The 25,919-nt window shown below is 59.9% G+C and carries 26 protein-coding genes; 18 read left to right on the forward strand and 8 right to left on the reverse strand.

The genetic code is table 11. The features are described from left to right. Positions 1 to 30: 30 nt before the first annotated feature. On the reverse strand, positions 31 to 1,449 hold the full coding sequence (locus KI614_RS01600; RefSeq protein ID WP_226407420.1) for an FAD-binding oxidoreductase: 1,419 nt from the start codon (positions 1,447 to 1,449) through the stop codon (positions 31 to 33). A gap of 113 nt (positions 1,450 to 1,562) precedes the next feature. On the opposite strand from KI614_RS01600, the gene KI614_RS01605 reads away from it, so the two are divergent. The 6 genes from KI614_RS01605 (at position 1,563) to KI614_RS01630 (ending at position 7,145) form a co-directional block, all read left to right on the forward strand. Beyond that, positions 1,563 to 2,915 (forward strand): branched-chain amino acid ABC transporter substrate-binding protein, encoded by a 1,353-nt coding sequence (locus KI614_RS01605; protein WP_319002681.1) that lies wholly within the window; start codon positions 1,563 to 1,565, stop codon positions 2,913 to 2,915. Positions 2,916 to 2,985: 70 nt separating this feature from the next. Next, positions 2,986 to 3,909, forward strand: coding sequence for a branched-chain amino acid ABC transporter permease (locus KI614_RS01610; RefSeq protein ID WP_203468399.1), 924 nt, complete (start codon positions 2,986 to 2,988; stop codon positions 3,907 to 3,909). Then, positions 3,906 to 4,964: an ABC transporter permease subunit gene (locus KI614_RS01615; protein WP_203468400.1), complete on the forward strand. Its 1,059-nt coding sequence runs from the start codon at positions 3,906 to 3,908 to the stop codon at positions 4,962 to 4,964. Before KI614_RS01610 ends, KI614_RS01615 begins: the two co-directional genes overlap by 4 nt. Continuing rightward, complete coding sequence (locus tag KI614_RS01620) at positions 4,964 to 5,725, forward strand: ABC transporter ATP-binding protein (protein WP_203469287.1); 762 nt, start codon at positions 4,964 to 4,966, stop codon at positions 5,723 to 5,725. The genes KI614_RS01615 and KI614_RS01620 overlap by 1 nt, the downstream gene beginning before the upstream one ends. Beyond that, a complete protein-coding gene (locus tag KI614_RS01625) occupies positions 5,718 to 6,422 on the forward strand; it encodes an ABC transporter ATP-binding protein (RefSeq protein WP_226407421.1) in 705 nt (234 codons plus the stop codon). Before KI614_RS01620 ends, KI614_RS01625 begins: the two co-directional genes overlap by 8 nt. A gap of 90 nt (positions 6,423 to 6,512) precedes the next feature. Continuing rightward, positions 6,513 to 7,145, forward strand: a complete 633-nt coding sequence (locus tag KI614_RS01630; protein ID WP_226407422.1) for a COG3650 family protein — start codon at positions 6,513 to 6,515, stop codon at positions 7,143 to 7,145. Here KI614_RS01630 and KI614_RS01635 read toward each other — a convergent pair whose 3' ends face one another. After that, positions 7,146 to 8,159: a CDP-6-deoxy-delta-3,4-glucoseen reductase gene (locus tag KI614_RS01635; RefSeq protein WP_226407423.1), complete on the reverse strand. Its 1,014-nt coding sequence runs from the start codon at positions 8,157 to 8,159 to the stop codon at positions 7,146 to 7,148. It lies immediately after the preceding gene. A 33-nt stretch (positions 8,160 to 8,192) separates the two neighbouring features. Between KI614_RS01635 and KI614_RS01640 the strand changes: the two genes are divergently transcribed. The 7 genes from KI614_RS01640 to KI614_RS01670 all read left to right on the forward strand — a co-directional run bounded on the left by KI614_RS01640 (position 8,193) and on the right by KI614_RS01670 (position 14,186). Continuing rightward, the gene (locus tag KI614_RS01640; RefSeq protein WP_226409204.1) at positions 8,193 to 9,077 is read left to right on the forward strand and encodes an SDR family oxidoreductase; all 885 of its coding nucleotides are present in this window, start codon (positions 8,193 to 8,195) and stop codon (positions 9,075 to 9,077) included. Further along, positions 9,071 to 9,487 (forward strand): CopD family protein, encoded by a 417-nt coding sequence (locus tag KI614_RS01645; RefSeq protein ID WP_226407424.1) that lies wholly within the window; start codon positions 9,071 to 9,073, stop codon positions 9,485 to 9,487. The genes KI614_RS01640 and KI614_RS01645 overlap by 7 nt, the downstream gene beginning before the upstream one ends. Further along, positions 9,484 to 10,629, forward strand: a complete 1,146-nt coding sequence (locus KI614_RS01650; protein ID WP_226409207.1) for a THUMP domain-containing class I SAM-dependent RNA methyltransferase — start codon at positions 9,484 to 9,486, stop codon at positions 10,627 to 10,629. The genes KI614_RS01645 and KI614_RS01650 overlap by 4 nt, the downstream gene beginning before the upstream one ends. 120 nt (positions 10,630 to 10,749) lie before the next feature. Next, positions 10,750 to 12,045, forward strand: a complete 1,296-nt coding sequence (locus KI614_RS01655) for an acetyl-CoA hydrolase/transferase family protein (protein WP_226407425.1) — start codon at positions 10,750 to 10,752, stop codon at positions 12,043 to 12,045. Positions 12,046 to 12,191: 146 nt separating this feature from the next. Continuing rightward, positions 12,192 to 12,599 carry a hypothetical protein gene (locus tag KI614_RS01660; protein ID WP_226407426.1) on the forward strand — a complete coding sequence of 136 codons (408 nt, stop codon included), beginning with the start codon at positions 12,192 to 12,194 and terminating at the stop codon, positions 12,597 to 12,599. Between the two features lies 1 nt (position 12,600). Continuing rightward, on the forward strand, positions 12,601 to 13,167 hold the full coding sequence (locus KI614_RS01665; RefSeq protein WP_226407427.1) for a YMGG-like glycine zipper-containing protein: 567 nt from the start codon (positions 12,601 to 12,603) through the stop codon (positions 13,165 to 13,167). 95 nt (positions 13,168 to 13,262) lie between these two features. Beyond that, complete coding sequence (locus KI614_RS01670; protein WP_226407428.1) at positions 13,263 to 14,186, forward strand: diguanylate cyclase domain-containing protein; 924 nt, start codon at positions 13,263 to 13,265, stop codon at positions 14,184 to 14,186. Positions 14,187 to 14,225: 39 nt separating this feature from the next. Here the strand turns inward: KI614_RS01670 and lipA are convergent, their stop codons facing one another. The 6 genes from lipA to KI614_RS01700 are packed head-to-tail and all read right to left on the reverse strand — an operon-like array spanning position 14,226 to position 19,039. After that, positions 14,226 to 15,194 carry a lipoyl synthase gene (lipA, locus tag KI614_RS01675; RefSeq protein ID WP_226407429.1) on the reverse strand — a complete coding sequence of 323 codons (969 nt, stop codon included), beginning with the start codon at positions 15,192 to 15,194 and terminating at the stop codon, positions 14,226 to 14,228. Next, positions 15,187 to 15,798, reverse strand: coding sequence for a lipoyl(octanoyl) transferase LipB (gene lipB, locus KI614_RS01680; RefSeq protein ID WP_413464187.1), 612 nt, complete (start codon positions 15,796 to 15,798; stop codon positions 15,187 to 15,189). Before lipB ends, lipA begins: the two co-directional genes overlap by 8 nt. Before the next feature lie 2 nt (positions 15,799 to 15,800). Continuing rightward, positions 15,801 to 16,070, reverse strand: coding sequence for a YbeD family protein (locus KI614_RS01685; protein ID WP_203468410.1), 270 nt, complete (start codon positions 16,068 to 16,070; stop codon positions 15,801 to 15,803). A 1-nt stretch (position 16,071) separates the two neighbouring features. Next, positions 16,072 to 16,947, reverse strand: a complete 876-nt coding sequence (locus KI614_RS01690; protein ID WP_226407431.1) for a D-amino acid aminotransferase — start codon at positions 16,945 to 16,947, stop codon at positions 16,072 to 16,074. A gap of 4 nt (positions 16,948 to 16,951) precedes the next feature. Further along, positions 16,952 to 18,091 carry a D-alanyl-D-alanine carboxypeptidase family protein gene (locus KI614_RS01695; protein ID WP_226407432.1) on the reverse strand — a complete coding sequence of 380 codons (1,140 nt, stop codon included), beginning with the start codon at positions 18,089 to 18,091 and terminating at the stop codon, positions 16,952 to 16,954. 39 nt (positions 18,092 to 18,130) lie between these two features. Beyond that, positions 18,131 to 19,039, reverse strand: coding sequence for a LysR family transcriptional regulator (locus KI614_RS01700; RefSeq protein ID WP_226407433.1), 909 nt, complete (start codon positions 19,037 to 19,039; stop codon positions 18,131 to 18,133). A 103-nt stretch (positions 19,040 to 19,142) separates the two neighbouring features. Here KI614_RS01700 and htpX point away from each other — a divergent pair, with 103 nt between their 5' ends. From htpX to KI614_RS01725, 5 genes are read left to right on the forward strand one after another with little or no spacing between them, the layout of a single operon-like run. After that, positions 19,143 to 20,018: a protease HtpX gene (htpX, locus tag KI614_RS01705; RefSeq protein ID WP_226407434.1), complete on the forward strand. Its 876-nt coding sequence runs from the start codon at positions 19,143 to 19,145 to the stop codon at positions 20,016 to 20,018. A 60-nt stretch (positions 20,019 to 20,078) separates the two neighbouring features. Then, the gene (locus tag KI614_RS01710) at positions 20,079 to 21,317 is read left to right on the forward strand and encodes a TolC family protein (RefSeq protein WP_226407435.1); all 1,239 of its coding nucleotides are present in this window, start codon (positions 20,079 to 20,081) and stop codon (positions 21,315 to 21,317) included. After that, the gene (locus KI614_RS01715) at positions 21,314 to 22,453 is read left to right on the forward strand and encodes an efflux RND transporter periplasmic adaptor subunit (protein ID WP_226407436.1); all 1,140 of its coding nucleotides are present in this window, start codon (positions 21,314 to 21,316) and stop codon (positions 22,451 to 22,453) included. Before KI614_RS01710 ends, KI614_RS01715 begins: the two co-directional genes overlap by 4 nt. Further along, entirely contained in the window at positions 22,450 to 25,560 is a 3,111-nt protein-coding gene (locus tag KI614_RS01720) for an efflux RND transporter permease subunit (protein ID WP_226407438.1), read from the forward strand. The genes KI614_RS01715 and KI614_RS01720 overlap by 4 nt, the downstream gene beginning before the upstream one ends. Beyond that, complete coding sequence (locus tag KI614_RS01725) at positions 25,557 to 25,898, forward strand: P-II family nitrogen regulator (protein WP_226407440.1); 342 nt, start codon at positions 25,557 to 25,559, stop codon at positions 25,896 to 25,898. The genes KI614_RS01720 and KI614_RS01725 overlap by 4 nt, the downstream gene beginning before the upstream one ends. The last annotated feature ends 21 nt before the right edge of the window (positions 25,899 to 25,919 follow it).

Genomic DNA, 25,919 nt, shown 5'->3' on the forward strand with positions numbered 1-25,919 from the left:
CAATAAACGTTGGGCGAAATTCGCTTAATTCTATGCCGATGCAGCACACCCGGCCTTGGCGGCGGGCAGAATTTTTCCCGGATTGAGCAGGTTGTGCGGGTCGAGGGCCATTTTCAGGGCGCGCATCGTGTCGACCGCGACATCGCCGTGTTCCTGAGCCAGGTATTTCCGTTTGCCGAGGCCGATGCCGTGTTCCCCGGTACAGGTGCCTTCCATGGCGATGGCTCGTTCGACAACACGCGAGCTGATCCAGGCGGCTTCGTCCATTTCTGCCTGATTTTCGGGGTCGACCAGGACAACGAGATGGAAGTTGCCATCGCCAACGTGGCCGAACAGCGCGATCGGGATGCTGACTTGCGCGATGTCCGCGTTGGTTGCGGCAATGCATTCGGCCAGGCGTGAAATCGGGACGCAGACATCGGTCGGGAAGCAGCGGCAGCCGGGTTTGAGTTGCAGGCAGGCGAAATAGGCATCGTGCCGGGCTTGCCAGAGGCGGGTACGGTCTTCCGGCCGGGTCGCCCATTCGAAATCGGTGCCGCCCAGTTCGCCGGCGATGGCCTGGACCGTTTCAGCCTGCTCGGCCGCCGAAGCGGGGCTGCCGTGGAATTCGAAAAAGAGGGTCGGCGCTTCCGCCAGCGAGGTCTTGCTGAACTGGTTGATGGCCGACAGCGACAAGGGATCGAGCAATTCGATACGCGCCACCGGCACGCCCAACTGGATGGTCTGGATGACGGTCTGGACCGCCGAATCAATGTCCGGGAAGGTGCAGACAGCCGCAGTGATCGCTTCCGGGATCGGGTAAAGCTTGACGGTCAGTTCGGTCATGATGCCGAGCGTCCCTTCCGAGCCGACCAGCAGTCGGGTCAGGTCGTAGCCGGCCGAGGATTTGCGGGCCCGGCCACCGGTTTTCATGATCCGGCCATCGGCCAGCACGGTGGTCGTGGCCATCACGTTGTCGCGCATCGTCCCGTAGCGCACGGCATTGGTCCCCGAGGCGCGGGTCGCGGCCATGCCGCCGAGCGTCGCGTCGGCACCGGGGTCGATCGGGAAGAAGAGTCCGGTGCCTTTCAGCGCATTGTTCAATTGCATGCGGGTGACCCCGGCTTGCACGGTGGCATCGCCGTCTTCGGCATGGATGTCGATAATCCGGTTCATTCCGGAGAGATCGAGCGAAATGCCGCCGTGCGGTGCCAGTACATGGCCTTCAACCGAGCTGCCGACGCCGTAGGGAATGATGGCAACGCCGTGTTCGGCGCAGAGTTTCACGGTCAACGCCACTTCTTCGCTGTTTTCGGCCATGACGACGCCTTGCGGCAGCATGGGTTGATGCACCGATTCATCGCGGCCGTGTTGCAGCCGGGTTGATTCGCCCTGGGAAAAACGGGGGCCGAATTGCCCGCTCAGTGCTGCGGTCAACGTCTCTGGCAAGGGAAAAAGGTCGTTTTGCATTAAATACTCCTCGAATGGGCCGCACTATAACGCAGGCTTATTGACGGATGCGTCATGCATCGGGAGAATCGCGGCACTTAGTTTCTACCCACCAGAGATCAGGAGAATCACCGATGCAAGCCAAGATTTCCGTAGTTGCTCTCTCCGTTGCCGCTGCTTTCGCCCTGTCCGCCTGCGGTCAGAAGGAAGAACCGAAACCCGCTGCAGCACCGGCCGCGCCAGCCGCCAAGCCGGAAATGGTCGTCAAGCTGGGCCATGTCGCACCAATGACCGGCCCGCAGGCGCATTTGGGTAAAGATAATGAAAACGGCGCCCGCCTGGCGATCGAGGAACTCAATGCCAAGGGCCTGGAAATCGGTGGTGCCAAGGTCAAGTTCGAATTGCTCGGCGAAGATGACCAGGCCGATCCAAAGCAGGGTTCCATCGTCGCCCAGAAGCTGGTCGATGCCAAGGTTCTCGGGGTGATAGGTCACCTCAATTCCGGGACCACCATCCCGGCTTCCAAGCTTTATTCCGACGCCGGCATTCCGCAGATTTCCGGTTCGGCAACCAACCCGAAATACACCCAGCAAGGTTTCAAGACGGCTTTCCGCGTGATGGCCAACGACGTCCAGCAGGGCAAGGTGCTGGGTGAGTTTGCCGTAACCCAGGGTGTCAAGACCGTGGCCATCGTCGATGACCGCACCGCCTACGGCCAGGGGCTGGCCGACGAGTTCAAAAAGGCCGCCGAAGCGGCCGGTCTGAAAGTCGTTGCCAATGAATACACCAACGACAAGGCCACCGATTTCAAGGCCATCCTGACCAAGATCAAATCTACCAAGGCCGATCTGGTGTTTTATGGCGGCATGGACGCTCAGGGCGGCCCGATGGCCAAGCAGATGAAGGAACTCGGTATCAAGGCCAAGTTCCTTGGTGGCGATGGCGTCTGTACTCCGGAATTCATGAAGCTGGGCGGCGAAGCGACCGAAGGTCACTACTGCTCGCTGCCGGGCATGCCGCTTGAAAAACTGGCCAAGGGCCCGGAATTCAAGGACAAGTTCGTCAAGAAGTTCGGTACTGAAATCCAGCTGTACGCACCGTATGTCTATGATGCAGTGATGGTCATGGCCGATTCGATGAAGCGTGCCGACTCGGTCGAGCCGGCCAAGTACCTGGCTGAAATCGGCAAGACCAACTACGACGGTTTGACGGCTCAAATTGCGTTTGATGAATTCGGCGACCTCAAGGGTGGCGCGATTTCGATCTACCAGTACAAGGGCGGTAAACTGGAGTATGTTTCGACGCTCGGCGGCAGTGCCGTGGCTGCAGCCAAGGCTGAAGTCAAGGAAGCTGTGGCTGAAGTGAAGGATGCTGCCAAGGCGGTTGCCGGTGCAGCAACGGAAGTAGGTAAAGAGGCCGTCAAGGTAGGTGCGGACGCAGTCAAGAACGCGGCCGAAGCCACCAAGGCGGCTGTCGAGAAGAAGTAAGCAGTCATTTGACTGAGATAAAACGGCACCGAGAGGTGCCGTTTCTACATGCTGAGGTTGTTTAGTCGTAATGGATATTTTTCTTCAACAAATCATCAACGGCCTTGTCCAGGGCAGCATTTATGCCCTGGTCGCACTGGGCTACACGATGGTGTACGGCATCATGGGGCTGATCAATTTTGCCCATGGTGAAGTGGTCATGATCGGTACGCTGGTCACCATTACCGTCTCCAGTCTTTTACTCAAGGCCGGCATGCCGGTCATGCTCGCCGGGATGGGCGGCCTGATCTGTTCGATGCTGGTCTGCATGGCGCTGGGCTGGGGGCTCGAGCGCATCGCTTACCGTCCTTTGCGCAATGCGCCGCGGCTGACGCCGCTGATTACGGCCATCGGCATGTCCATCGTCCTGCAGAATCTGGCGATGATCATCTGGGGCCGCAACTACATGACTTTTCCGCCCTTGCTGCCGAAAATCGATTTCGAATTCGCCGGGGCTAATTTCACGCTGGTTCAGATCGTGATTGTGCTGACCTCGGCGATCACCATGGGTGGCCTGCTGTTCCTCGTCTATCGCACCAAGCTCGGCATGGCGATGCGTGCCACAGCACAGAATCCTGCGGTCGCCAGCCTGATGGGGGTGAATATCAACCGTGTCATCGCCTCGGCTTTCATCATCGGCTCGGCGCTGGGCGCGGTTGCTGGCGTGATGGTCGGCACCTATTACGAAATCGCCCATTACCAGATGGGCTTCATGCTTGGTCTGAAAGCCTTCACGGCGGCGGTGCTGGGCGGTATCGGCAATCTCGCCGGGGCCATGCTCGGCGGTGTGCTGCTCGGCCTGATCGAGGCGCTCGGTGCCGGCTACATCGGCGACCTGACCGGCGGTTTCCTCGGTAGCCACTATCAGGATATCTTTGCTTTTGTCGTGCTGATTGTCGTGCTGATGTTCAAGCCGTCCGGCTTGTTTGGTGAAAAGACGGGAGATCGCGCATGAACAAGTGGCTCAATCCGCGTTCGGCGCTGGGCATTGCCCTGATTTCGACCGCCCTGATCGCCCTGCCGTTCGTTGCCGCCATGGGCGGCCAGGCTTGGGTACGGATCATCAACTTCGCCATCCTGTACGTTTTCCTGGCGCTTGGTCTGAATATCGTCGTCGGTTTTGCCGGTCTGCTCGACCTGGGCTACATCGCGTTCTACGCGGTCGGTGCTTACGTCTATGCCTTGCTGGCCAGCCCGCATTTCGGCTTGCACCTGCCGTTCTGGGTGATTTTGCCGATTGGGGCGATGGTCGCTTGTGTCTTTGGTGTGCTGCTTGGCTCACCGACGCTCAAGCTGCGCGGCGATTACCTGGCGATCGTCACGCTTGGCTTTGGCGAAATCGTCCGCATCTTCATGAACAATCTGAATGCACCGATCAACATCACCAATGGCGCACAAGGCATCACGCTGATCGACCCGGTTGCCATCGGTGACTTCAAGTTTTCCGGGACCACGCAGATTCTGGGCTATTCGCTGAGTGGACCGCAGAAATACTATTTCCTGCTACTCGCGCTGGCGATCCTGATCATCATCATCAACCTGCGTCTGCAAAACTCCCGCATCGGTCGTGCCTGGCAGGCGATCCGTGAAGACGAGATTGCCGCCAAGGCGGTTGGTATCAACACGCGCAACGTCAAGTTGCTGGCGTTTGCGATGGGTGCCAGCTTTGGCGGCGTGGCCGGCGGTATCTTCTCGGCCATGCAGGGCTTCGTTTCGCCGGAAAGCTTTTCGCTGATCGAGTCGATCATGATTCTGGCGATGGTCGTGCTCGGCGGCATGGGGCATATTCCCGGCGTCATCCTCGGGGCTGTGCTGCTCTCGATTTTGCCGGAAGCCCTGCGTTACGGCGTCGGGCCGTTGCAAATGGCTGTTTTCGGCAAGATGCTGATCGATCCCGAAAGCTTGCGCATGCTGGTGTTTGGCCTGGCGCTCGTGCTTGTCATGCGCTTCAAGCCGGCGGGCCTGTGGCCCTCGCCCGAGCGCAAACGTGAACTGACGGGAGAAGCATGATGGCTGAGGTACTGCTTGCGGCCAATGCGGTAGCCAAGCACTTTGGCGGCGTCAAGGCGCTACGCGACGTTTCGCTGACCATCCGCAAAGGTGAAGTTTATGGTTTGATTGGCCCGAATGGAGCCGGCAAGACCACGTTTTTTAACTGCATGACCGGGCTTTATGTGCCGGATGGCGGTGGTTTTGTCTTTGACGGTGTGCCGCTGGTTGCCGATGCCCCGCACCAGGCTGCCGAGCGCGGCATCGCCCGGACATTCCAGAATATTCGTCTGTTTTCCAACATGACGGCGCTGGAAAACGTGATGGTTGGTTGTCATGTCCGGACAAAAGCCGGTGTGCTGGGTGCTGTCCTGCAGACCCGCGCCACCCGGGCGGAAGAGGCGGCGATTCGCCAGCGTGCGATCGATTTGCTGCACTACGTTCGCATCGAAGAGCGGGCCGACGATCTGGCGCGCAATCTTTCCTACGGCGACCAGCGTCGCCTGGAAATTGCCCGGGCGCTGGCGACAAATCCGAAACTGCTTTGCCTCGACGAACCGGCTGCCGGGATGAATGCGACCGAAACCGAAGGCTTGCGCGAGCTGATCGAGGGGATTCGGGCTGACGGCACGACCATCCTGCTGATCGAGCATGATGTAAAGCTGGTGATGGGCTTGTGCGACCGCGTCGCCGTGCTCGATTACGGTGCGCTGGTCATCGAAGATGTGCCGGCCATTGTCCAGAAAGATCAACGCGTTATTGAGGCATACCTAGGTGCTTGAAGTTACCGGACTCCGCGTCGCTTATGGCGGCATTCAGGCTGTACGCAGCATTACCTTCCACGTCAACGAAGGCGAAATGGTCGCCCTGATCGGTGCCAACGGCGCCGGCAAGACCAGCACCCTGAAAGCGATTTCACGGGTCATCGACGCGGCTGGGGGAGATGTGCATTTTTGCGGCGAGAAAATTACCCGTATTGCACCGCACGACATGATCTCCAAGGGCATTGCCCTGGTGCCGGAAGGGCGTGGCGTTTTCCCGCGCCTGACCGTGGCCGAGAATCTTGCCATGGGCGCTTTCCTGCGCAACGACAAGCCTGAAATTGCCGCCGACCTGGCCAAGATCTACGCCTACTTCCCGCGTCTCAAGGAGCGCGAGACGCAGTTGGCCGGGACTTTGTCCGGTGGCGAACAGCAGATGCTGGCGATTGGCCGGGCATTGATGAGCCGTCCCAAGTTGCTGTTGCTGGATGAGCCGTCGATGGGCCTGGCGCCGATCATGGTCCAGAAAATTTTCGAAGTGATTCGTGCTGTGGCAGCAGAAGGCATGACCATCTTGCTGATCGAGCAGAACGCCAAGCTGGCCCTCGAAAGCAGCCAGCGTGCTTACGTCATGGAGAGTGGCGTGATTACGCTGAATGGTGAAGCCGCCAAGTTGCTGAATGATCCCAAGGTGCGAGCGGCCTATCTGGGTGAGTGAATACTTGCCGGGTTTTTCAACTGCATCAAACTCTTTGCGCCGGCAGGCAGCGAGAATGCAGTCCTTAACGTCTAGCGAATGTGTCCGGCCATGAAAAAAACGATCTCCCTCCTTGCGCTGCTTGCCGGTTTTTCGGTCGCAGGTGCTTACGCTCAGGAAGCCAAGCCGGTCGATACCACGCCGAAGCTGACCTTTGGCCAGATGATGAAACAGGGCGACAAGCTTGTTTTCGCTCCTTGTCGCGATCGCAGTTATGCGATGGTCGAGGATATCTCGCCGGATCGTGGCGTCGGCAAGGCGCTGTCCATGGTCGGCCTGGATAGTGGCAAAAAGCTGTATGTCGAGCTGGTCGGCTACATCGAAAACGGCATGCTGAAGGCTTCGGGCCTGAACATGGCGCATACCGAAGGACGTTGCCAGCTACCTGGCGGCAGCGAGGAAAGCTGGCGTGCCGCAGGCAAGGAGCCGGGCTGGCTGCTGGCCGTCGGCAACGAGCATGTCGTGCTCAAGCGCCAAGGCAAGCCGGATGTGATTTTGCCGGCAGCACCGGTCAAGGCCGAAGGGGGCGTGGCCAGCTATGAAGTCAGCAAGGATAACCAGAAACTCAGCCTGCGCTTCGAGCAGGGCCTGTGCCGTGACGCGGTGGCCGATTCGGTTTTCGGTTGGCGCGCCACGGTGACCAGCAACGGTCAGGTACTGAAAGGCTGTGCCTGGCAGCGTTGATTACTGGGCAGCAAATGTGAAGGCGTCGGCAAAGAATGCTTCTTCAGGCAGGCCGGCGCTGATGAAGTCACGTTTCGCGGCCTCGATCATGCCAGGCGAACCGCAAGCGTAAACCTCGAAATCGGCCAGATTCGGGAAGTCGACCGTGACAGCCTGATGCACCAGTCCGCTGCGGCCGGGCCATTCATCACCGGCCGCCGCCTCGGAAAGAACGGGGATGTATTGAATGTGCGGGTGCTCGGCCGCCCATTGTGCCGGCAAGGCATGTTGATACAGGTCGACGCGTGCCTTGGCGCCCCAATAGATGTATATCGGCCGCTGGCTATTGGTCGCCAGCGTGTATTCGACGATGGCCTTGATCGGTGCAAAGCCGGTGCCGCCGGCCAGCAGGATCATCGGTTTGTTCGACTCTTCGCGCAGATGGAAGCTGCCGTGCGGGCCATTGAAACGCAGGATGTCGCGCACTTTCATGCTTGAGAAAACCTGGTCGGTAAATACGCCGCCCGGGACATGCCTGATATGTAACTGCAGCAGGGCATCATCGTGCGGGGCGTTGGCCAGTGAGAAGCTGCGCTTCTTGCCATCCTTGAGCAGGATGTCGATATATTGGCCGGCCCGGAATTGCAGGCGTTCGTTGGCTGGCAGGCGCAATTGGAGTTCGATGACATCGGGCGCCAGGCGTTCCAGTTTCTCGATCCGGGAAGGCAGCGTCTTGACCGGAATGTCGGTGATGGCACCGAGCTGCTTGCATTCGATGCTCAGATCGGAGAGCGCCGTTGCGCAGCAATAAAGCGTCAGTCCGCCAGCCTTCTCTTCGTCTTTCAAGGCATGTGGCTGGGCTTTGCCGTGGTCAACCTCGCCGCACAGCACTTTTCCCTTGCAGGCACCACAAGCGCCATCCTTGCAGCCATAGGGCAGGGTCAGGCCCTGGCGCAGTGCGGCATCGAGAATGGTTTCGCCGGTTTCAGCCGCAAATTGGCGGCCGCTCGGCTGGACTGTAATCTGGTGGCTCATGAGTTCCCCTTCATCGTCGGCTACAATGCCGCCGTGCAAAATATACTGATCGTCGGCAGCGGGGACGTTGCCCGCCGCATCCTCTCCCGCCTTGCCCGCCGCTACCGCGTCTACGCCTTGCTGCGCGATGCCAGTCGTGCCGGGCAATGGCGCGAGGCCGGGGCGATTCCGCTGCTCGCCGATCTTGATGATCGGGCGAGTCTGGATCGTCTGGCCGGTCTGGCCGATGTGGTCCTGCACCTTGCGCCGCCGCCCGGCGAAGGGCAGTTCGACACCCGAACCCGCCATTTGCTGGCTGCTTTGGGCAAGGGCAAAAGTCTACCACGGCGCCTGATTTACGTTAGTACGACAGGCATTTATGGCGATTGTCAGGGGCAGCAAATCGATGAGACTCGCCGTCTTGCCGCGGAAAGTCCGCGTGCTGCGCGTCGGGTCGATGCCGAGCGGTCCCTGCGTTCCTGGGGCAAACAGACTGGTGTCGCCATCTCGATTCTGCGCGCACCGGGCATTTATGCGGCGGATCGCCTGCCGGTCGAACGTTTGCAACGTGGCATGCCGGCCCTGAATGAAGCTGACGATGTGTTTACCAACCACATCCATGCCGATGATCTGGCGGCCGCCTGTGTCGCTGCGATGACACATGGCGCCGCCAACCGCGCCTACAATGTGGTCGATGATTCCGATCTGCGCATGGCCGATTATTTCGACCGCGTGGCCGATGCCTTTGCCTTGCCGCGCCCGCCCCGGATTTCACGGGCCGAGGCCGAGCAACGCCTGTCACCGATGCAGATGTCCTTCATGCGCGAGTCGCGGCGTATCGGCAATCGTCGTCTGAAACAAGAACTCAAGCTGCGTCTGGCCTATCCATCGGTGGATGATGGGATTCGTGCAGCACTGAAAGGAAATGACGCATGCTAGTCATCAAGGCTCTGCATATCTCGCTGGTTGTCGCCTGGTTTGCCGGGTTGTTCTATTTGCCGCGCATTTTCGTCAATCTGGCCATGGTGCCGGCTGACAGCGTGGCCGAACGCGAGCGCCTGCTGTTGATGGCGAACAAGCTATTCCGTTTCATGACCCCGCTCGGCATTCTCGCCGTCCTGCTTGGCCTCTGGCTGTGGTTGGGTTATGGTTTCAGCGGCGGCTGGCTGCATGCCAAGACGACGCTGGTTGCCCTGCTGGTTGCCTATCACTGGCACTGTGGCCGGGTGCTCAAGGCTTTCCAGACGGGCGGCAATCTGCGCAGCCACGTGTGGTTCCGTTTTTATAATGAAATGCCGGTGCTGGTTCTGTTTGCCGTGGTCTTTCTCGTTGTCCTGAAGCCCTTCTGATGAATAAATATTTTGCTATTTGCCCACGCGGCCTCGAACCCCTGCTGGCTGATGAACTGAATGCCATCGGTGCCGATGAGGTCAAACCGATTTCTGGCGGGGTCTTCTTTTCCGGTGACTGGAGTACCTGCTACCGCGCCAATCTGGAGTCGCGCATCGCGACGCGCATCCTCTGGCATATCGTCAAGGGGCCTTACCAGAAGGAAGAGGATATTTACCGGCTGGCCGTACGCCAGCTCTGGCCGAATCATTTCTCCGTCTCGCGCACCATGCGGGTTGTGACGACGGCAATCAAATGTCCGCTCAAGTCGCTCGATTTCGTCACGCTGCGTGTCAAGGATGCCGTCTGCGACCGTTTCCGCGAGGATCTCGGCGAGCGCCCAAATATCGAAACGCGCAATCCGGATGTCAGCGTGCATGTTTTCCTGACTGAAAACGAATGCACGCTGTATCTCGATACTTCCGGTCAACCGCTGTGGCAGCGCGGTTTTCGCAAGGCCAGCGTGGATGCGCCGCTCAAGGAAAATCTGGCCGCCGGCATTCTCAAGCTTTCCGGCTGGCAGCCGGGTATGTCGCTGGTCGACCCGATGTGCGGCAGCGGAACCTTCCTCCTTGAGGCCATCCAGGTGGCGCTTGATCGTGCACCGGGCCTCGATCGCGGCTTTGCCTTCGAGTTGCTGGCCAAGTTCGAGGCGATGAACTGGGCGCAGATCCGGCAGGCTGCCGAAGCGCGTTGCAAGGACCCGGAGCCGCTTGAGATTCGCGGTTACGACATTGACGACAAGGCCGTGCGGGCCACCCGCAAGAATTTGCAGGAAGCCGGTTTTGGCGGCATTGTCACGGTCGACCGCGCCGATATGCTGGAAACCGAGCCGCTGACCGAGCATGGCATGCTGGTGACCAATCCGCCGTATGGCGAGCGGATTGGCGAACAGGACGAGCTGGCCGAGTTCTATCCGCAACTGGGGTCCGCCCTCAAGAAACACTGGGCTGGCTGGAATTGCTTCTTCTTTACCGCCGATCTGCGCCTGCCCAAGCTGGTCGGTTTGCGCCCAAGTCGCAAAACACCGCTATTCAACGGCCCGCTGGAATGCCGCCTGTTCGAGATTCGGATGGTGGCCGGGAGCAATCGCAAGCCGTAAATCCCCGATTTTTGTTGCAATGCAATAAGCATGGTCTTTTGATCTCGGTCAGCCTTTTGGTCTGACCAATATGAGAGCATCCGATTTTTTATAAACAATAAATTGTCAGAGGAGAAAGCAATGTCAGTACAGGCCTTGTATCAACAGAAGAAAATGGCACCACTGGATGCCATTCGTGTCGTCAAGAATGGCGACACCATCGTGGTTCCCACGGGGGTGGGTGAACCGCCGGCGCTGCTTACCGCGCTGTCCGATGTGCGCCGCGAATATCGCGGTGTCCAGATTTCGCAGATTCTGCCCTTGCGCAAGTATGGCTACATCGATCCGGAAACGACCGAGAATGTCCGTCATACCGCCTATTTCTTCGGTGGCGCAACGCGTCCCGGCGGTCAGGAAGGCTGGATCGATTTCGTGCCGGCCTACTTTTCCGAGCTGCCTGCGCTGATCCAGCGCGGCCAGACGCCGGCTGATATTGTTTTTGCCATGGCTTCGCCGATGGACAGCCACGGTTTCTTCTCGCTGTCCCTGGGGCCTGACTACACCATGGCGGCGATCGCCAAGGCCCGCGCCGTCGTGCTTGAGGTCAACCCGAACGTGCCGTTTGCCAATGGCAATTGCCATATCCACGTTTCCCAGGTCACCGCACTGACTGAAAGCAACGATCCGATTCTTGAAGTCGGCCTGCCGAAGATCGGTCCTGTGCAGCAAGCCATCGGCAAGTACGTTGCCGAAATGATTCCTGATGGCGCAACCCTGCAGATCGGCTACGGCGGTATTCCCGATGCAGTCGTGATGCAACTGACCGACAAGCACGATCTGGGCATTCATACCGAGATGGTCGGCGACGGCATCATGACGCTGGTCGAAGCGGGCGTGGTGACCAACCGCAAGAAGAACTACCTGCCGGGCAAGATGGTGGCTACTTTCGCACTGGGTTCGAAGAAACTGTATCAGTTCATGGATCGCAATCCCTCGCTCGAAATGCATCCGGTCGACTTCACGAATGACCCCTATCTGGCGGGTCAGAACGACAATCTGCACGCGATCAACGCGACGATGCAGATCGACTTCATGGGGCAATGCGGTTCTGAAAGCCTGGGCTTTTCGCCGTACTCCGGGACGGGCGGCCAATCCGATTTCGTTCGGGCGGCCAACCGTTCGAATGGCGGCAAGGCGTTCATCGTGTTGCCGTCGACCGCCAAGGACGACACCATTTCGCGCATCGTGCCGACGTTGACCGCAGGAACACACGTGTCGACCAGCAAGAACGACATCAACTATGTGGTTACTGAATTCGGTGTTGCCCAATTGCGGGGCAAGACGGCGAAACAGCGTGCCGAAGCGCTGATCAACATCGCTCATCCGAATTTCCGTGGCGAGCTGCGTGAAGCCGCCAAGAAGATGCGTATCCTCTAAGCACTTCACCCCCTGCATTGCCCCTCGGTTTTAAGCGGGGCAGTGCAGGGGGTCGTTTCGGCTTACATCTTGTAGCAATTTCCTGCGCCGAAGCGGCTGCTTTTTCGTTATCGTGGCAGCCGTGCATTTCTGCAGGATGGCTTCCCATGAATTTGAAAAAAACATTACTGGCAGTACTTGTCCTGCTCTTCTCGGGCCTGGGCAACGTCTGGGCAGGTGGTCATTTCGATGTTTATGTCGGACCTGTCTGGGGGCCGCGCTACTACCCATCGCATCGCTATTACTATCCGCCGCCCTACTATTACCCGCCACCGGTGTATTACCCGCCGCAGGTCATCGTCGTGCCGCCCCCTGAGCCGCAGGTTTACATCGAACAAGCCGATGTGCCGGCCGAGCCGCCTCCGCAAATCGTTCCTGCGCCACCATCGGCACCGCAAGCGGCCCCGGCACAGCAGTACTGGTATTACTGTGCCAGTGCCAAAGGCTATTACCCCTATATCAAGGAATGTCCGGGTGGCTGGCAGAAAGTGCTGCCTGTGCCGCCGGGGAAATGACATGTCGAATGTGAATTCTTCTCTCCGGCGCCTGAGTGTTCTGGTCGGGGCGCTTGCCCTGGGGGCGTGTGCCATCGTGCCGACCGGGCCGAGCGTCATGGTTTTGCCCGGGACCGGGCAGAGTATCGAGCGTTTTCGTCAGGATGACGCTTACTGCCGCGATTTCTCGTTGATTCAGATTGGTGGCAAAACCCCGGGCCAGGCTTCGGGAGAATCTTTGGCAACAAGTGCTGCCGTGGGGACTGCCATCGGGGCTGTCGCGGGTGCGGCAATTGGCGGTGGGCGTGAAGGTGCTGCGGTCGGTGCCGGCGCCGGATTGCTTGTCGGTTCAGCGGTCGGGAGTGGTAGTGCCCGCTCCTCGCGGATCGGCACGCAACGCCAATACGACGATGCTTTCATCCAGTGCATGTATGCCAAGGGGCATCGCGTCCCTGTGCCGGCCAGCATGGCAACGGCCCAGAGCAAGGCGGTCAAGCACAGCGATGTCGGGATTCCTCCGCCACCGCCGGGAACGCCGCCACCGCCACCCCCCGGTTCTCCGCCGCCGCCACCGCCGTCGGCAAAATAAACGGTCTTTTCACCCCGCCGAGCTTCCTGCCGGACTCGTTCTCGCTTATCGTATCCCTAAAGTAATAGTCACTTGATTCTTGAGGGTGGGGTTCGATGAAGATATTGCTGGTGGAGGATGCCAAGGCCGTCGCTGCCTTGATGGCAGCACGGCTAAGTGCGTTTGGTTACGATGTCCAGCTGGCCGAGAATGGTCAGGTCGCCGTTGAGATGTATCAGGCCGCACCGCCTGATCTGGTCCTGATGGATATCGAAATGCCGGTGATGAACGGGTTTGAAGCGACGAACCGTATCCGCGCATTTGAAAGCACCCAGCAATGGGCCTGGACCCCGATCATCTTTCTGACGGCGTCCGATACGCCGGAAAATATCGTCACCGCCATCGAGGCCGGGGGCGATGACTTCCTGGCCAAAACCGTTCCGGAAACGGTTCTGCAAGCCAAAATGAAGGCACTCAGCCGGATTGCGCTATTGCGGGCGCGCCTCGCCCTGGCCAATCGCAAGCTTGAAGAAATGGCCAATCGTGATGGCTTGACGGGTTTGTTCAATCGTCGGCACATGGATTTGCGCACCGACGTTGCCTGGGAAGAGGCGATTCGCTCGGGGCATGCCTTCGGATTGTTGATGCTCGATGTCGATAATTTCAAGAAATACAACGATCACTACGGCCATCAGGCGGGCGACGATTGCCTGCGTTCGGTTGCTGCGGCACTGAGCGAAGTTTGTGATGAACTGGGGCCGGATGTCATTCTTGCCCGTTATGGCGGGGAGGAGTTTGCGTTGGTCCTGCCGGGCATCGATGCGGCAAGCTGCCAGACGATAGGTCAGGTCCTGGTCGAGGCTGTTCGCCATCGGCAGATTCCGCATGAGCGGAATGCAGCCTGGGGGGTCGTAACGATTTCAGTCGGCGGGGCCTGGCAAAACTCGGCAACCGGCAAGATCGTTTCCCTGTTCCGCCAGGCCGACGTGGCCCTGTATCGGGCCAAGGAAGCCGGTCGCAATCAACTGGCCTTTGACTGAGCCATCCGGCCAGTCAAAGGCTGTTGAATCGACTCAGGACTAGACGCCGGCGGCGTGGGCCTGCTGGTCGGCCCAGTAGCTGGAACGTACCATCGGCGCACAGGCGGCGCCGCTGAAGCCCATTTTCTTGGCCTCTTCCTCGTACATCTTGAAGGTGTCAGGATGAACATAGCGCGTCACCGGCAAGTGGTGGCCGCTCGGTGCCAGATACTGGCCGATGGTCAGCATCTCGACGCCGTGGGCGCGCAGGTCGCGCATCACTTCGAGGATTTCCTCATCGGTTTCGCCCAGGCCGACCATCAGGCCGGACTTGCTTGAAACCTTCGGATAACGCAGCTTGAATTGCTTGAGGAATTCAAGCGAATGAGCGTAGTCGGCACCCGGACGAGCCTGCTTGTACAGGCGCGGCACGGTTTCCATGTTGTGGTTGAGGACGTCCGGCAATGCTTGGCCGAGTACGTCGAGCGCCACATCCATGCGGCCGCGGAAGTCGGGCACCAGTGTTTCGATGGTCGTCGTTGGCGACGATGCGCGAACGGCACCGATTACGTCGACAAAATGCTGGGCGCCGCCGTCACGCAGATCGTCGCGGTCGACGCTGGTAATCACGACATAACGCAGTTTGAGCGCAGCCACGGAATCGGCCAGTTCGCGCGGCTCATCCGGGTTGGGCGGCAGCGGCTGGCCGTGGCCGACGTCGCAGAACGGGCAGCGGCGGGTGCAGATGTCGCCGAGGATCATGAAGGTCGCCGTGCCGCGACCGAAGCATTCGCCGATATTCGGGCAGGTCGCCTCTTCACAGACCGTATGCAGCTTCTTTTCGCGCAGCATCGACTTGATTTCGCCGAAGCGGCCGGCGCTGTTGCCGGCCTTGACGCGAATCCAGTCCGGTTTCTTGAGCGGGGTGTCGACCGGCACGATCTTGATCGGAATGCGCGCTGTCTTCAGTTCGCCCTTTTGTTTGACGCCTTTTTGCTTTGCGCCTGCGGTGTTTGCGTTGTCAGCCATGTTGTTTGTCCAGTTGCTGCAGCAAGTGTTTGCAGAGATGCTCGCCGGCCTCGTGGGCGGTGAGCGGAATGTTCAGATCCTTGGTCTGGATCACTTTCAGGCCAGCATAGCCGCAGGGATTGATCGCGGCAAAGGGGGAAAGATCCATATCGACATTGAGCGACAGCCCGTGGTAGCTGCAGCCGTTCTTGATCTTGAGGCCGAGTGCGGCGATCTTGGCATCGCCGACATAAACGCCGGGTGCGCCGCTGTGCCGCTCGGCGTTGACGCCGTAGTCGGCCAGTGCATCGATCACGGCTTGCTCGATCGTGGTGACCAGTTCGCGCACCTTGATTTTTAGCCGGTGCAGGTCGAGCAGCAGGTAGATTACGACCTGGCCGGGGCCGTGGTAGGTGACCTGGCCGCCGCGGTCGATCTTGACGACGGGAATGCCGACATCGTTGAGCAGGTGTTCCGGCTTGCCGGCCTGGCCGAGCGTGAATACCGGCGGATGTTCGACGATCCAGATTTCATCGGCGGTATCCGGGGTTCGGCTGGCGGTGAAGTCCTGCATGGCCTGCCAGGTCGGTTCGTATTCGACCCGGCCGAGACGTTTGACGTGCAGGTTCACAGCACGACTTTGATCAGCGGGTGACCACTCAGGTCGGTATAGAGCGCATCGAGCTGCGGCTTCGAGGTGGCGATCACGGTGCACGTCAGGCTCAGATAGTTGCCGCCCGAACTGGCACGCATTTCCATGGTTGCACTGTCGAAATCCGGCGCGTGACGGGTGACGATTTCGACGACGACCTGGGTCAGCGTTTCTTCCGCCTTGCCCATGATCTTGAGCGGGAAATCGCAGGGAAATTCGAGGAGGGTGTCCTTGTATGAAGCCATGTCAGCCTTTGCGCATAACGGATTGCTTGAAGTCCTGGTACCACTGCCACATCTGTTCGCCGACCGGGCCGGGTTGCCCATTGCCGACAGGCTGGCCGTCAATCTGCGTGATGGCCAGGACTTCCTTGGTCGATGAGGTCATCCAGACCTCGTCGGCGCTGCGAAGTTCCGTTTCATGAATTTCGCGGATTTCGAGCGGTAGACCGCGGGATTCGGCCAATTCGAGAATGATGTCGTAAGTGATGCCGGGCAGCATCAGGTGTGTCTTGGGCGGCGCCAGCAGCACGCCGTTCTTGACGACAAAAATATTCGAGGCAGCCCCTTCCTTGAGCCAGCCGTCACGGATCAACAGCGCTTCAGCGCAGCCATCCTCGACGGCTTGCTGGCGAGCCAGCACGTTGGCCAGCAGGGAAATTACCTTGAGGTCGCAGCGCGCCCAGCGCTGGTCGGCAACGCTGATCGCACTGACGCCGCGCGCCCGGACATCCGGCGGCGTGGTGACCAGCGGCCCGGCGAAGGCAAAGGCCGTTGCCGGTACGGGCGTTGCCGGAAAGGCGTGGTCCCGCTTGTTGTCGGCGCCGCGCGTCACTTGCAGGTAAATCGACTGGTCGTCCCATGGGGCATCGGCAATCAACTTTTCGACGACCGCTTTCCAGCCGGCGATGTCCAGCGGGTTGGCCAGCTTGATGCCGGCCAGCGTGGCGGCCAGGCGGTGCAGGTGCTCGTCGATGCGGAAAGCGCGTCGCGAATAAACCGGGATCAGTTCATAAACCCCGTCGCCGTAGAGAAACCCGCGGTCGAGCGGCGAGATGCCAGCCTCGGCAAGAGGCAGGAACTGGCCGTTCAGGTAAACGGGATCGGCGACGTAGGGGGACATGGGCTTAGTTGAACCAGAGTTTGACGGTGTCGATGGCACGACCAAAGATGCCGGCGATTTCGACAGTTTCAAGAGTGGCGACCGGATATTCGCCATAAAGTTTGCCGTCGACCGTGACTTTCAGCGTGCCCAGGTGCTGGCCGGCCTGGACTGGTGCAATCAGGCGTCCCTGCGGGAAGAACTGGGTCATCACCTTGTCGCTGTAACCGCGCGGTACGGCGATGCTCAGGTCGGCGGCAAAGCCGGCCTTGACCTGATTCTGGCTGCCCTTCCAGACGCGCAAGGTGGACACCGCCTGGTTGGCGCTGAACAGCGGCACGGCGTCGTAAGAGAGGAAGCCCCAGTTGAGCAGCTTGAGCGATTCAGTGGCGCGCGCCGAGTCGGAGGCGGTGCCGAGGACGACGGAAAGCAGGCGGCGCTTGTCGCGCAGCGCCGACGAAATCAGGCAGTAACCGGCCGCATCGGTATGGCCGGTCTTGACGCCGTCGACCGTGGCATCGATGAACAGCAGGCGGTTGCGGTTCGGCTGGGTGATGTTGTTGTAGCGGAATTCCTTCATCGAGTAATACTTCTTGTATTCCTCGGGGAAGTCGCGGATCAGGGCTGAAGCGAGGATCGACAGATCGCGCGCCGTGGTGAAATGTTCCGGGTCGGGCAGGCCGGTCGAGTTGCGGAAGCTCGACGACTTCATGCCGAGACGCTGGGCTTCGCGGTTCATCAACTGGGCGAAGCTTTCCTCGCTGCCGGCGATACCTTCGGCCAGCGTCACGCAGGCGTCGTTGCCGGATTGCACAATCATGCCCTTGATCAGGTCTTCAACCGGTACTTGCGTGTCGACCTTGATGAACATTTTCGACCCCCCGGTTTTCCAGGCTTTGGGCGAAACCGGCAAAGCCTGGTTCAGGCCGATGGTTTTCTGGCGAATCGCCTTGAAAGTCAGGTAAGCCGTCATCAGCTTGGTCAGCGAGGCCGGTTCGAGGCGATCGTCCGGCTTTTCCGCGGTCAACACCTGGCCGGAGCCCATTTCGAGCAGCAGCCAGGATTTTGCCGCCAGGGCTGGCGGGACGGGAAGTTGCTGGGCCAGGGCCTGGGTGGCGATCAACAGGCTCAGCAGGGAAAGAAACAAATAGCGAAACGGCAACATGGAGTGGATACTTTTTTTATGGGCGTTGGGGAGGCGGGATTATACCCTTGGCTCTGCGGCGCCTTGCGGTGATGCATTGCACAGGACTTCAATGGCCGGGTGACGAATCCGGCGTTCATTCGAGATGGCGTAGATTTGCTCGCTGACACCGGGCATGGCGCCGAGCGGTATGGCATCGAGCTGGCTGGCAACCTGTTCGGCCAGCGCCAGCGGGGCGGGGAACAAGCCAAGGCCGCCGCGACCAAAGGTGGTGAGTAGTGCGCTGTCTTCAAATTCGGCAACGATTTTGGGGCGGATATTGCCTTGTTCCAGCCAGCGATCGATTCGTCCTCGCAGCGCATTGTGCCGGGTAGGCAGCAGCATCGGTGCGCCGTTCAGGCTGTGTGGGAAATCCTGCTTGTAGCGCTCGACCAACGCGGAATTGCCGAACAGCCCGGTCTCGAAGTCGCCCAGGCGGGTGCTGAAGACTTTGAGGTTGCCGCCGACGGGGGCGGCCCGGTCGGTCAGGACGACATCGAGGCGATGCAGCGCGAGATCGGCCAGCAATGGCTCGAATTCACCTTCTTCGCAGATCAGCCGGACTTCGGCCGGCATGCTGGTGACCGATGACAACAAACGATAGGCCAGCAGTTTCGGAATGCCGTCGGTAATGCCGGCCCGCAGACGCAAGGTTGATTCGCTGTCGCTGCTTTCCAGTGCGTCGACCAGGGCGTCGCCGAGCTGGAAAATCTGGTCGGCATAGCCAAGCGCCAGCCGTCCCGCATCGCTCAGGACCAGGCCGCGTCCCTGGCTGTTGAACAGCGCCTTGCCGAGCTGTCGTTCAAGCAGCGAAAGTTGGCCGCTGATCGTCTGGACGGCGACATCCAGCCGCTCGGCCGCTCGGGTGATGCTGCCTTCCTGCGCAACGACCCAGAAATAATGAAGGTGCTTGTAATTCAGCGTGCTCATGTCCGCTTTCAGAAAAAACCGAAGTATTGGTCAATTTTGCTCCTGTTTTTCTGGTTTGTACAAGGCCATATACTCGCGCCGTTTTCAACTCATGGAGTTCATCATGAAACGCGTGCTGCTTTTCCTTGCGACCAACCTGGCGGTCATGCTTGTGCTGGGGCTGGTGACCAGCCTGCTCGGGGTCAATAAATTCCTCACCGCTAACGGTCTGAATCTCGGCATGTTGCTGGCCTTTGCCGGTGTGATCGGTTTCGGTGGCGCCTTCATTTCGCTGCTCATGTCCAAACCCATGGCCAAGTGGACCACTGGCGCCCGCGTGATCGAGGCGCCGAGTTCGTCGACCGAGGTCTGGCTGGTTGATACGGTTGCCCGTCTGGCTGAACGCGCTGCGCTGCCGATGCCGGAAGTGGCGATCTACGATGGCGAGCCGAACGCTTTTGCCACGGGGGCCAGCAAGAACAGTTCGCTGGTTGCCGTATCGACCGGTCTGTTGCAGAGCATGACGCGTGAAGAGGTCGAGGCCGTGTTGGCACATGAAGTGGCCCACATTGCCAATGGCGACATGGTGACGCTGACGCTGATCCAGGGGGTGGTCAATACCTTCGTCGTCTTCCTGTCGCGCGTCATCGCCTATGCCGTCGATAGTTTCCTGAAAAAGGGCGATGAAGAGTCGAGCGGTCCGGGCATGGCCTATATGGCCACCAGCATTGTTTGTGAAATTGCCTTTGGCGTGCTGGCCAGCATCATCGTTGCGTGGTTCTCGCGTCAGCGTGAATTCAAGGCCGATGCCGGTGCTGCCCAGTTGATGCGTTCGCCTCTGCCGATGCAGAACGCCTTGCGTCGCCTGGGAAGCCTGCATACCGAACCGCTGCCGCAAGCCATGGCAGCCTCCGGGATTGCCGGCGGACAAGGCTGGATGGCTCTGTTCTCATCGCATCCGCCGCTTGAAGAACGAATTGCGGCCCTGGCCGGACGTTGACCGCGGTGCCCCGGGAATTGTCCAAAATTTCCGTGGCATGGCCTTTGCTGAATCATATCCATGATGCGACTACATAAAATTGCTTTTCTCGGCCTGGGTTTGAGTGCCACTCTGGCATTCGCCCAGCCCGAGTTCGACTTGCCGACGCTAGAAAGCCTGGCCATGTCATCGAGCCGCTCTGTTCAGGCGGCCCGTGAGCAGGTCAATGCCGCTCGCTACGCGGTGGACGGTGCGGCTGCCTTCCCGAATCCTGAGCTTGAATATCTGAGCGGCACGGCGCGGGCGCGCGGTCCCGCCGGAAATCCCGGCGATGCGCGCAGTGTGGCGCTGACTCAGCCGATCGATCTGCCGTGGCGCCGTTCGGCCCGGATCGGCGCGGCGGAGGCCGGGCTGGATGCGGCCGTTGCCGGATCGCAGATGTTCGAGGCTGATTTGCTGGCCCGCCTGCGCCTGCGCTATTTCGACGTCCTGAGGCGCGAGGCTGAAATGAAGAATGCGCGTGAAGATGCGGCGCTGATGGAAGGTGTGCGCTCGCGTATTGCCCTGCGTGTCCAGACCGGTGAAGCGGCCCGTTTCGAATTGATCAAGTCCGAAGCCGAGACATTGAATGCCCAGAAAACAGCGCAGGCTGCCGGTTTTCGGGTGGAGCAGGCGCGAACCCTGCTCCGGCAGGTGGTCGGTGCGGCATTACCGGCCGAATTCAAGCTGACCAGTCGTTTGCGCGATGTGCCGGCCTTGATCCCGCTCGATAGCGTGCGTCAGCAAATGGATGGCGGCAGCCCCGATTTGGCGCGCTCACGCGCTGAAGTGGTGCGAGCCGAACGGCAACTGGCGCTTGAGCGTGCCCAGCGCTGGCCGGGCCTGGCCTTGAAGGCCGGCATGGATGAGGATCCGGATACGCGTGTTTCCAAGTTGGGGCTGGTCGTCTCGATTCCGCTTTGGGATCGTCGTTCTGGGCCGGTTGGCGAAGCAGCGGCTCAGCTTGCCCGGGCAAAAAACGAGCTTGAGGCGCAACAGTTTTCCCTGTCGCAGGGGCTGGAGATTGCTTACCAGCAGTATGAAATTGCGCTGACGCAGGTAACAGCGCTTGAATCAGGCATCGTCCGCCAGTCCGAGGCGGCTTTGAAAGTGGCCGAGGCGGCTTATCGCTTCGGAGAACGTGGCTTCCTTGAAGTCCTCGATGCTCAGCGCGTTTTTCGGGCGGCACGGGCCGAACTGATTGCGGCCCGCTATGAACTGGCGGCGGCCTGGGTGGATATTGAACGACTGCGGGCTGCTCCCGGAGGGAACAAGGAATGAAAAAAGTATTGTGTCTGTTGTTGACCGCGGCATTGCTCGCCGGCTGCAATAAAGAAAGCGACAAGGCGGTTGTTCAGTCATCGGCCGATCCGGCGCTGGTCTCTCCAGCCAGCGAACTGCTGGCCCAGCTCAAGATTGAGCCGGTGAAACGGCAGCCTGTGGCGGAAACCCTGCGTGTGGCCGGGCGGATCGATTTTGATGAGCAGCGTCTGGCGCGTATCGGTGCGACCATCACCGGTCGGGTGACGGATATCGATGCAATGCTGGGGCAGACTGTCCGCAAGGGCGATGTGCTGGCTCGCCTGAACAGCAGCGAATTGTCCACGCAGCAACTGGCGTATCTGCGGGCCCGGGCGCAGCTGGAACTGAATCGGCGCAATGCCGAGCGGGCCAAGGCGCTTTACGAAGCCGACGTGATTGGTGCGGCCGAGTTGCAGCGTCGTGAAAGCGAATATCAGATTTCCGTCGCCGAAACGCGCGCGGCATCCGACCAGTTGCAGTTGCTGGGTGTGACGGCCGCTGCAATCGATCGGCTTGGCAAGCAGGGCGCGGTCAACTCGCTGACGCCTGTCGTGGCGACGCTCAATGGCGTGGTGGTCGAACGCAAGCTGGCTCAGGGGCAGGTAGTGCAACCGGCCGATGCATTGTTCGTCGTCGCCGATCTGTCGCGCTTGTGGGCTGTGGCCCAAGTGCCCGAACAGCAGGTCAGCCAGGTCAGGGAAGGTCAGTCGGTGAGTATCGAAGTGCCGGCGCTGGGGCATGAAAAACTGGTCGGCAAGCTGATTTATGTCGGTCAGACGATCAATCCGGAGACGCGAACCGTGTTGGTTCGCACCGAACTGGATAACCGGGATGGGCGTTTGAAACCGGCGATGCTGGCCACCATGCTGATCGAAGCCAAGTCGGTTGAACGTCTCGTTGTGCCGGCCAGCGCCGTTGTGCGCGAAAACGATGAGGATCATGTTTTTGTCGCCGAGGGCAATGCCGCATTCCGCTTGCTCAAGGTCAAGCTGGGCCCGGAACAGGGCGGCCAGCGAGTTGTTGCTTCCGGCCTGAAGGGGGAGGAAAAAGTCGTCGTCGATGGCGCCTTCCATCTCAATAACGAGCGTAATCGCAAGGAAATGGAGGGCTCGTGATCGAATCCCTGGTTCGTGGAGCGCTGGCTCAGCGCCTGGTGGTGGCAGTCATTGCGGCTGTCATGCTGTTTTTCGGCCTTGATGCAGCGCGCAAGTTGTCGGTCGATGCTTTTCCGGATGTAACCAATATCCAGGTTCAGATCGCTACCGAAGCACCGGGCCGTTCGCCGGAGGAGGTCGAACGTTTTGCCACGGTGCCGCTGGAAGTGGCAATGACGGGTTTGCCCGGCCTGGAGGAAATGCGTTCGTTGAACAAGCCGGGGTTGTCGCTGATTACCCTGGTTTTCACCGACAAGACCGATTTGTATTTTGCCCGCCAGCTGGTCATGGAGCGCTTGCTTGAAGTCGGCACGCGCTTGCCGCCCGGTATTTCACCGGTGCTGGGCCCGGTATCGACCGGCTTGGGCGAGGTTTACCAATACACGCTTGAACGCCCCGATGATGGTGACCGGGCGTTGACCGAGGAAGAGTTGATGCAGCGCCGGACGGCCCAGGATTGGGTTGTGCGTCCGCTGTTGCGTTCGATTCCCGGGGTTGCCGAGATCAACTCGCAGGGTGGTTTCGCCAAGCAGTATCAGGTGTTGGTCAATCCTGACCGGCTGCGTCATTTCGGCTTGAGCATTGCCGACGTTTATCAGGCGGTCGGGCGCAACAATGCCAATGCCGGTGGCGGCGTGCTGCCGCAGTATGCCGAGCAGTATCTGATTCGCGGCGTTGGTCTGGTCAAGGATCTGGAAGACTTGCGCGTCATCGTCTTGCGCGAGAAGGACGGTGTCCCGGTCTACGTGCGCGATGTGGCTGAAGTCCAGATCGGGCACGAGGTACGGCAGGGGGCGGTGATCAAGAACGGCACGACGGAAGCAGTCGGTGGCGTGGTGATGATGCTCTCCGGCGGTAACGCCAAGGCGGTCGTCGGCAAGATCAAGGAGCGGGTGGCTGAAATCAACGCCAAGGGCATGTTGCCGGATGGCCTGAAGATCGTCGATTACTACGATCGTTCGGAATTGGTCGATGCCGCGCTGTGGACCGTGACAAAGGTGCTGCTCGAAGGCGTTTTGCTGGTTGTCGTCGTACTTTTCCTGTTCCTCGGCGACGTGCGTTCTTCGCTGATTGTCGTCGCGACACTGGTGCTGACGCCGTTGCTCACCTTTGTGGCAATGAATCAGCTGGGTATTTCGGCCAACCTGATGTCGCTCGGCGGTTTGGCCATCGCCATCGGCTTGATGGTGGATGGCTCCGTGGTGGTGGTTGAAAATGCTTTCCTGCAACTCGGTCGCAAGGCGAAAACCGGGGAAAGTCAGTTGCGCGTCATCCTGCATGCCGTGGTCGAAGTGGCGACGCCGGTCATTTTCGGTGTCGGGATCATCATCCTGGTGTTCCTGCCATTGATGACCTTGCAGGGCATGGAAGGCAAGATGTTTGCCCCGCTGGCTTATACGATCGCGATTGCGCTGGCCATTTCGCTGGCCCTGTCGCTGACGCTGACGCCGGTCATGTCCACCTATCTGCTCAAGCCGCCGGCCCATGATGGTGATCATGACACTCGCCTGATTGCGGCGATGAAGCAGCGCTATCTCAAGATGTTGCACTGGGCGCTGGCCAACGAGCGCAAGACTGTTGCGGCCGCCGTGGTCGCTTTCGGCCTGACGGTGGCGACCCTGCCTTTTCTCGGCACGGCGTTTATTCCTGAAATGAAGGAAGGCTCGGTTGTGCCGGGGATCAATCGCGTTCCCAATATTTCGCTTGAAGAGTCGATCAAGATGGAAATGGAGGCGATGCGTCTGGTCATGCAGGTGCCGGGCGTCAAATCGGCCGTGTCGGGTGTCGGGCGCGGCGAATCGCCGGCTGATCCGCAGGGGCCGAACGAGTCGACGCCGATTGTCAGTTTGAAGCCGCGCAGCGAATGGCCGTCTGGCTGGTCGCAGGACGATATCCAGGATGCAATGCGTGAAAAGCTGAAGGTGTTGCCCGGCGTGCAGGTGGTCATGGCCCAGCCGATTTCCGACCGGGTTGATGAAATGGTCACCGGGGTGCGTTCCGATATCGCCGTCAAGGTTTTTGGCGATGACCTGGATCAACTCAAGAAAGTGGCCGGACAAATCGGCAAGGTTGCCCAGTCCTTGCAGGGCGCCCAGGATTTGCGCATCGAGCGGGTCAGCGGCCAGCAGTATTTGTCGGTTGATATCGATCGCCAGGCGATTGCCCGGCTTGGCTTGAATGTGTCCGATGTGAACGATGTGCTGGAAACCGCCATCGGCGGCAAGGTGGTCACCGAGATTTTCGAAGGAGAACGACGTTTTCCCGGCGTGGTTCGCTTGCCCGAGCGCTTCCGCAATAATGTCGAAGCGATCTCGAATGTCCTGATTACCTCGCCGAACGGTGCGCAGGTGCGCCTCACCGATGTTGCCCGGATTCGGGTTCAGGATGGTCCGGCGCAGATTTCGCGTGAGTTGGGCAAGCGTCGCATCGTGATCGGTGTGAACGTCAAGGATCGCGACCTGGGCAGTTTCGTGGCCGAGTTGCAACAGAAGGTCGGGGCCCAGATCAAGTTGCCGGAAGGCTATTACCTTGAATGGGGCGGGCAGTTCCAGAACATGGAGCGGGCGCTCGGCCATTTGACGGTGATTATCCCGATCACCATCGCCGCCATCTTCTTCCTGCTTTTCCTGCTGTTCAATTCGCTGCGCTTTGCCACGCTGATCATCACCGTGCTGCCCTTCGCCTCGATCGGCGGGATCATCGGCCTGTTCGTTTCCGGCGAGTACCTGTCGGTGCCAGCGTCGGTCGGTTTCATCGCACTGTGGGGCATTGCCGTGCTGAACGGTGTCGTGCTGGTCTCGTATATCCGCGGTTTGCGCGAAGACGGGCGAACGGTGCAGGAAGCCGTGATCGAAGGTGCGACCTTGCGTTTCCGTCCAGTCATGATGACGGCGACCGTCGCCATGCTTGGCCTGATTCCCTTCCTGTTCTCGAGCGGGCCGGGCTCTGAAGTTCAGCGACCGCTGGCCATTGTCGTGATTGGCGGCCTGATTACCTGTACGTTGCTGACCTTGCTGGTCCTGCCAACCATTTACCGCTGGTTTGACGAGGAGAAAATCGAAGCATGAAAGAGATCAAGGCGGTGATTCGCCCCAATAAACTAGCGGCTTTGCGCGATGCGCTGATGGCCATGCCCGGCTTTCCCGGCATGACGGTGACCAAGGTGGAAGGGTGCAGCGCACCCGTCCGCCATGTCTCGGCCCGGGTCAAGATCCGGGATGAGCTGACCGATTACACATCGAAGGTCAGGGTCGAAATCGTGGCGCCCGACGAGATTGCCGAAAGCTTGTTCAACTGCATTACCGAAGTGGCCAGAACCGGGCATTACGGTGATGGCCTGGTCTGGGTCTGCGATGTCGAACGGGCGGCGTTTGTCTTCAAGACGACCCCCGGGACGGATGTCTGATTCAGCGTCGAATATGGCTGT

The sequence above is a fragment of the Dechloromonas denitrificans genome (assembly GCF_020510665.1).
GTDB lineage: Bacteria > Pseudomonadota > Gammaproteobacteria > Burkholderiales > Rhodocyclaceae > Azonexus > Azonexus denitrificans_B.

Bases quoted from the DNA above. Each gene is read 5' to 3' on its own strand.
- KI614_RS01600 (WP_226407420.1), bottom strand. From the start codon at position 1,449: ATGCAAAACGACCTTTTTCCCTTGCCAGAGACGTTGACCGCAGCACTG.
- KI614_RS01605 (WP_319002681.1), top strand. From the start codon at position 1,563: ATGCAAGCCAAGATTTCCGTAGTTGCTCTCTCCGTTGCCGCTGCTTTC.
- KI614_RS01610 (WP_203468399.1), top strand. From the start codon at position 2,986: ATGGATATTTTTCTTCAACAAATCATCAACGGCCTTGTCCAGGGCAGC.
- KI614_RS01615 (WP_203468400.1), top strand. From the start codon at position 3,906: ATGAACAAGTGGCTCAATCCGCGTTCGGCGCTGGGCATTGCCCTGATT.
- KI614_RS01620 (WP_203469287.1), top strand. From the start codon at position 4,964: ATGGCTGAGGTACTGCTTGCGGCCAATGCGGTAGCCAAGCACTTTGGC.
- KI614_RS01630 (WP_226407422.1), top strand. From the start codon at position 6,513: ATGAAAAAAACGATCTCCCTCCTTGCGCTGCTTGCCGGTTTTTCGGTC.
- KI614_RS01635 (WP_226407423.1), bottom strand. From the start codon at position 8,159: ATGAGCCACCAGATTACAGTCCAGCCGAGCGGCCGCCAATTTGCGGCT.
- KI614_RS01645 (WP_226407424.1), top strand. From the start codon at position 9,071: ATGCTAGTCATCAAGGCTCTGCATATCTCGCTGGTTGTCGCCTGGTTT.
- KI614_RS01655 (WP_226407425.1), top strand. From the start codon at position 10,750: ATGTCAGTACAGGCCTTGTATCAACAGAAGAAAATGGCACCACTGGAT.
- KI614_RS01660 (WP_226407426.1), top strand. From the start codon at position 12,192: ATGAATTTGAAAAAAACATTACTGGCAGTACTTGTCCTGCTCTTCTCG.
- KI614_RS01665 (WP_226407427.1), top strand. From the start codon at position 12,601: ATGTCGAATGTGAATTCTTCTCTCCGGCGCCTGAGTGTTCTGGTCGGG.
- KI614_RS01670 (WP_226407428.1), top strand. From the start codon at position 13,263: ATGAAGATATTGCTGGTGGAGGATGCCAAGGCCGTCGCTGCCTTGATG.
- lipA (WP_226407429.1), bottom strand. From the start codon at position 15,194: ATGGCTGACAACGCAAACACCGCAGGCGCAAAGCAAAAAGGCGTCAAA.
- KI614_RS01685 (WP_203468410.1), bottom strand. From the start codon at position 16,070: ATGGCTTCATACAAGGACACCCTCCTCGAATTTCCCTGCGATTTCCCG.
- KI614_RS01690 (WP_226407431.1), bottom strand. From the start codon at position 16,947: ATGTCCCCCTACGTCGCCGATCCCGTTTACCTGAACGGCCAGTTCCTG.
- KI614_RS01695 (WP_226407432.1), bottom strand. From the start codon at position 18,091: ATGTTGCCGTTTCGCTATTTGTTTCTTTCCCTGCTGAGCCTGTTGATC.
- KI614_RS01700 (WP_226407433.1), bottom strand. From the start codon at position 19,039: ATGAGCACGCTGAATTACAAGCACCTTCATTATTTCTGGGTCGTTGCG.
- htpX (WP_226407434.1), top strand. From the start codon at position 19,143: ATGAAACGCGTGCTGCTTTTCCTTGCGACCAACCTGGCGGTCATGCTT.
- KI614_RS01710 (WP_226407435.1), top strand. From the start codon at position 20,079: ATGATGCGACTACATAAAATTGCTTTTCTCGGCCTGGGTTTGAGTGCC.
- KI614_RS01715 (WP_226407436.1), top strand. From the start codon at position 21,314: ATGAAAAAAGTATTGTGTCTGTTGTTGACCGCGGCATTGCTCGCCGGC.
- KI614_RS01725 (WP_226407440.1), top strand. From the start codon at position 25,557: ATGAAAGAGATCAAGGCGGTGATTCGCCCCAATAAACTAGCGGCTTTG.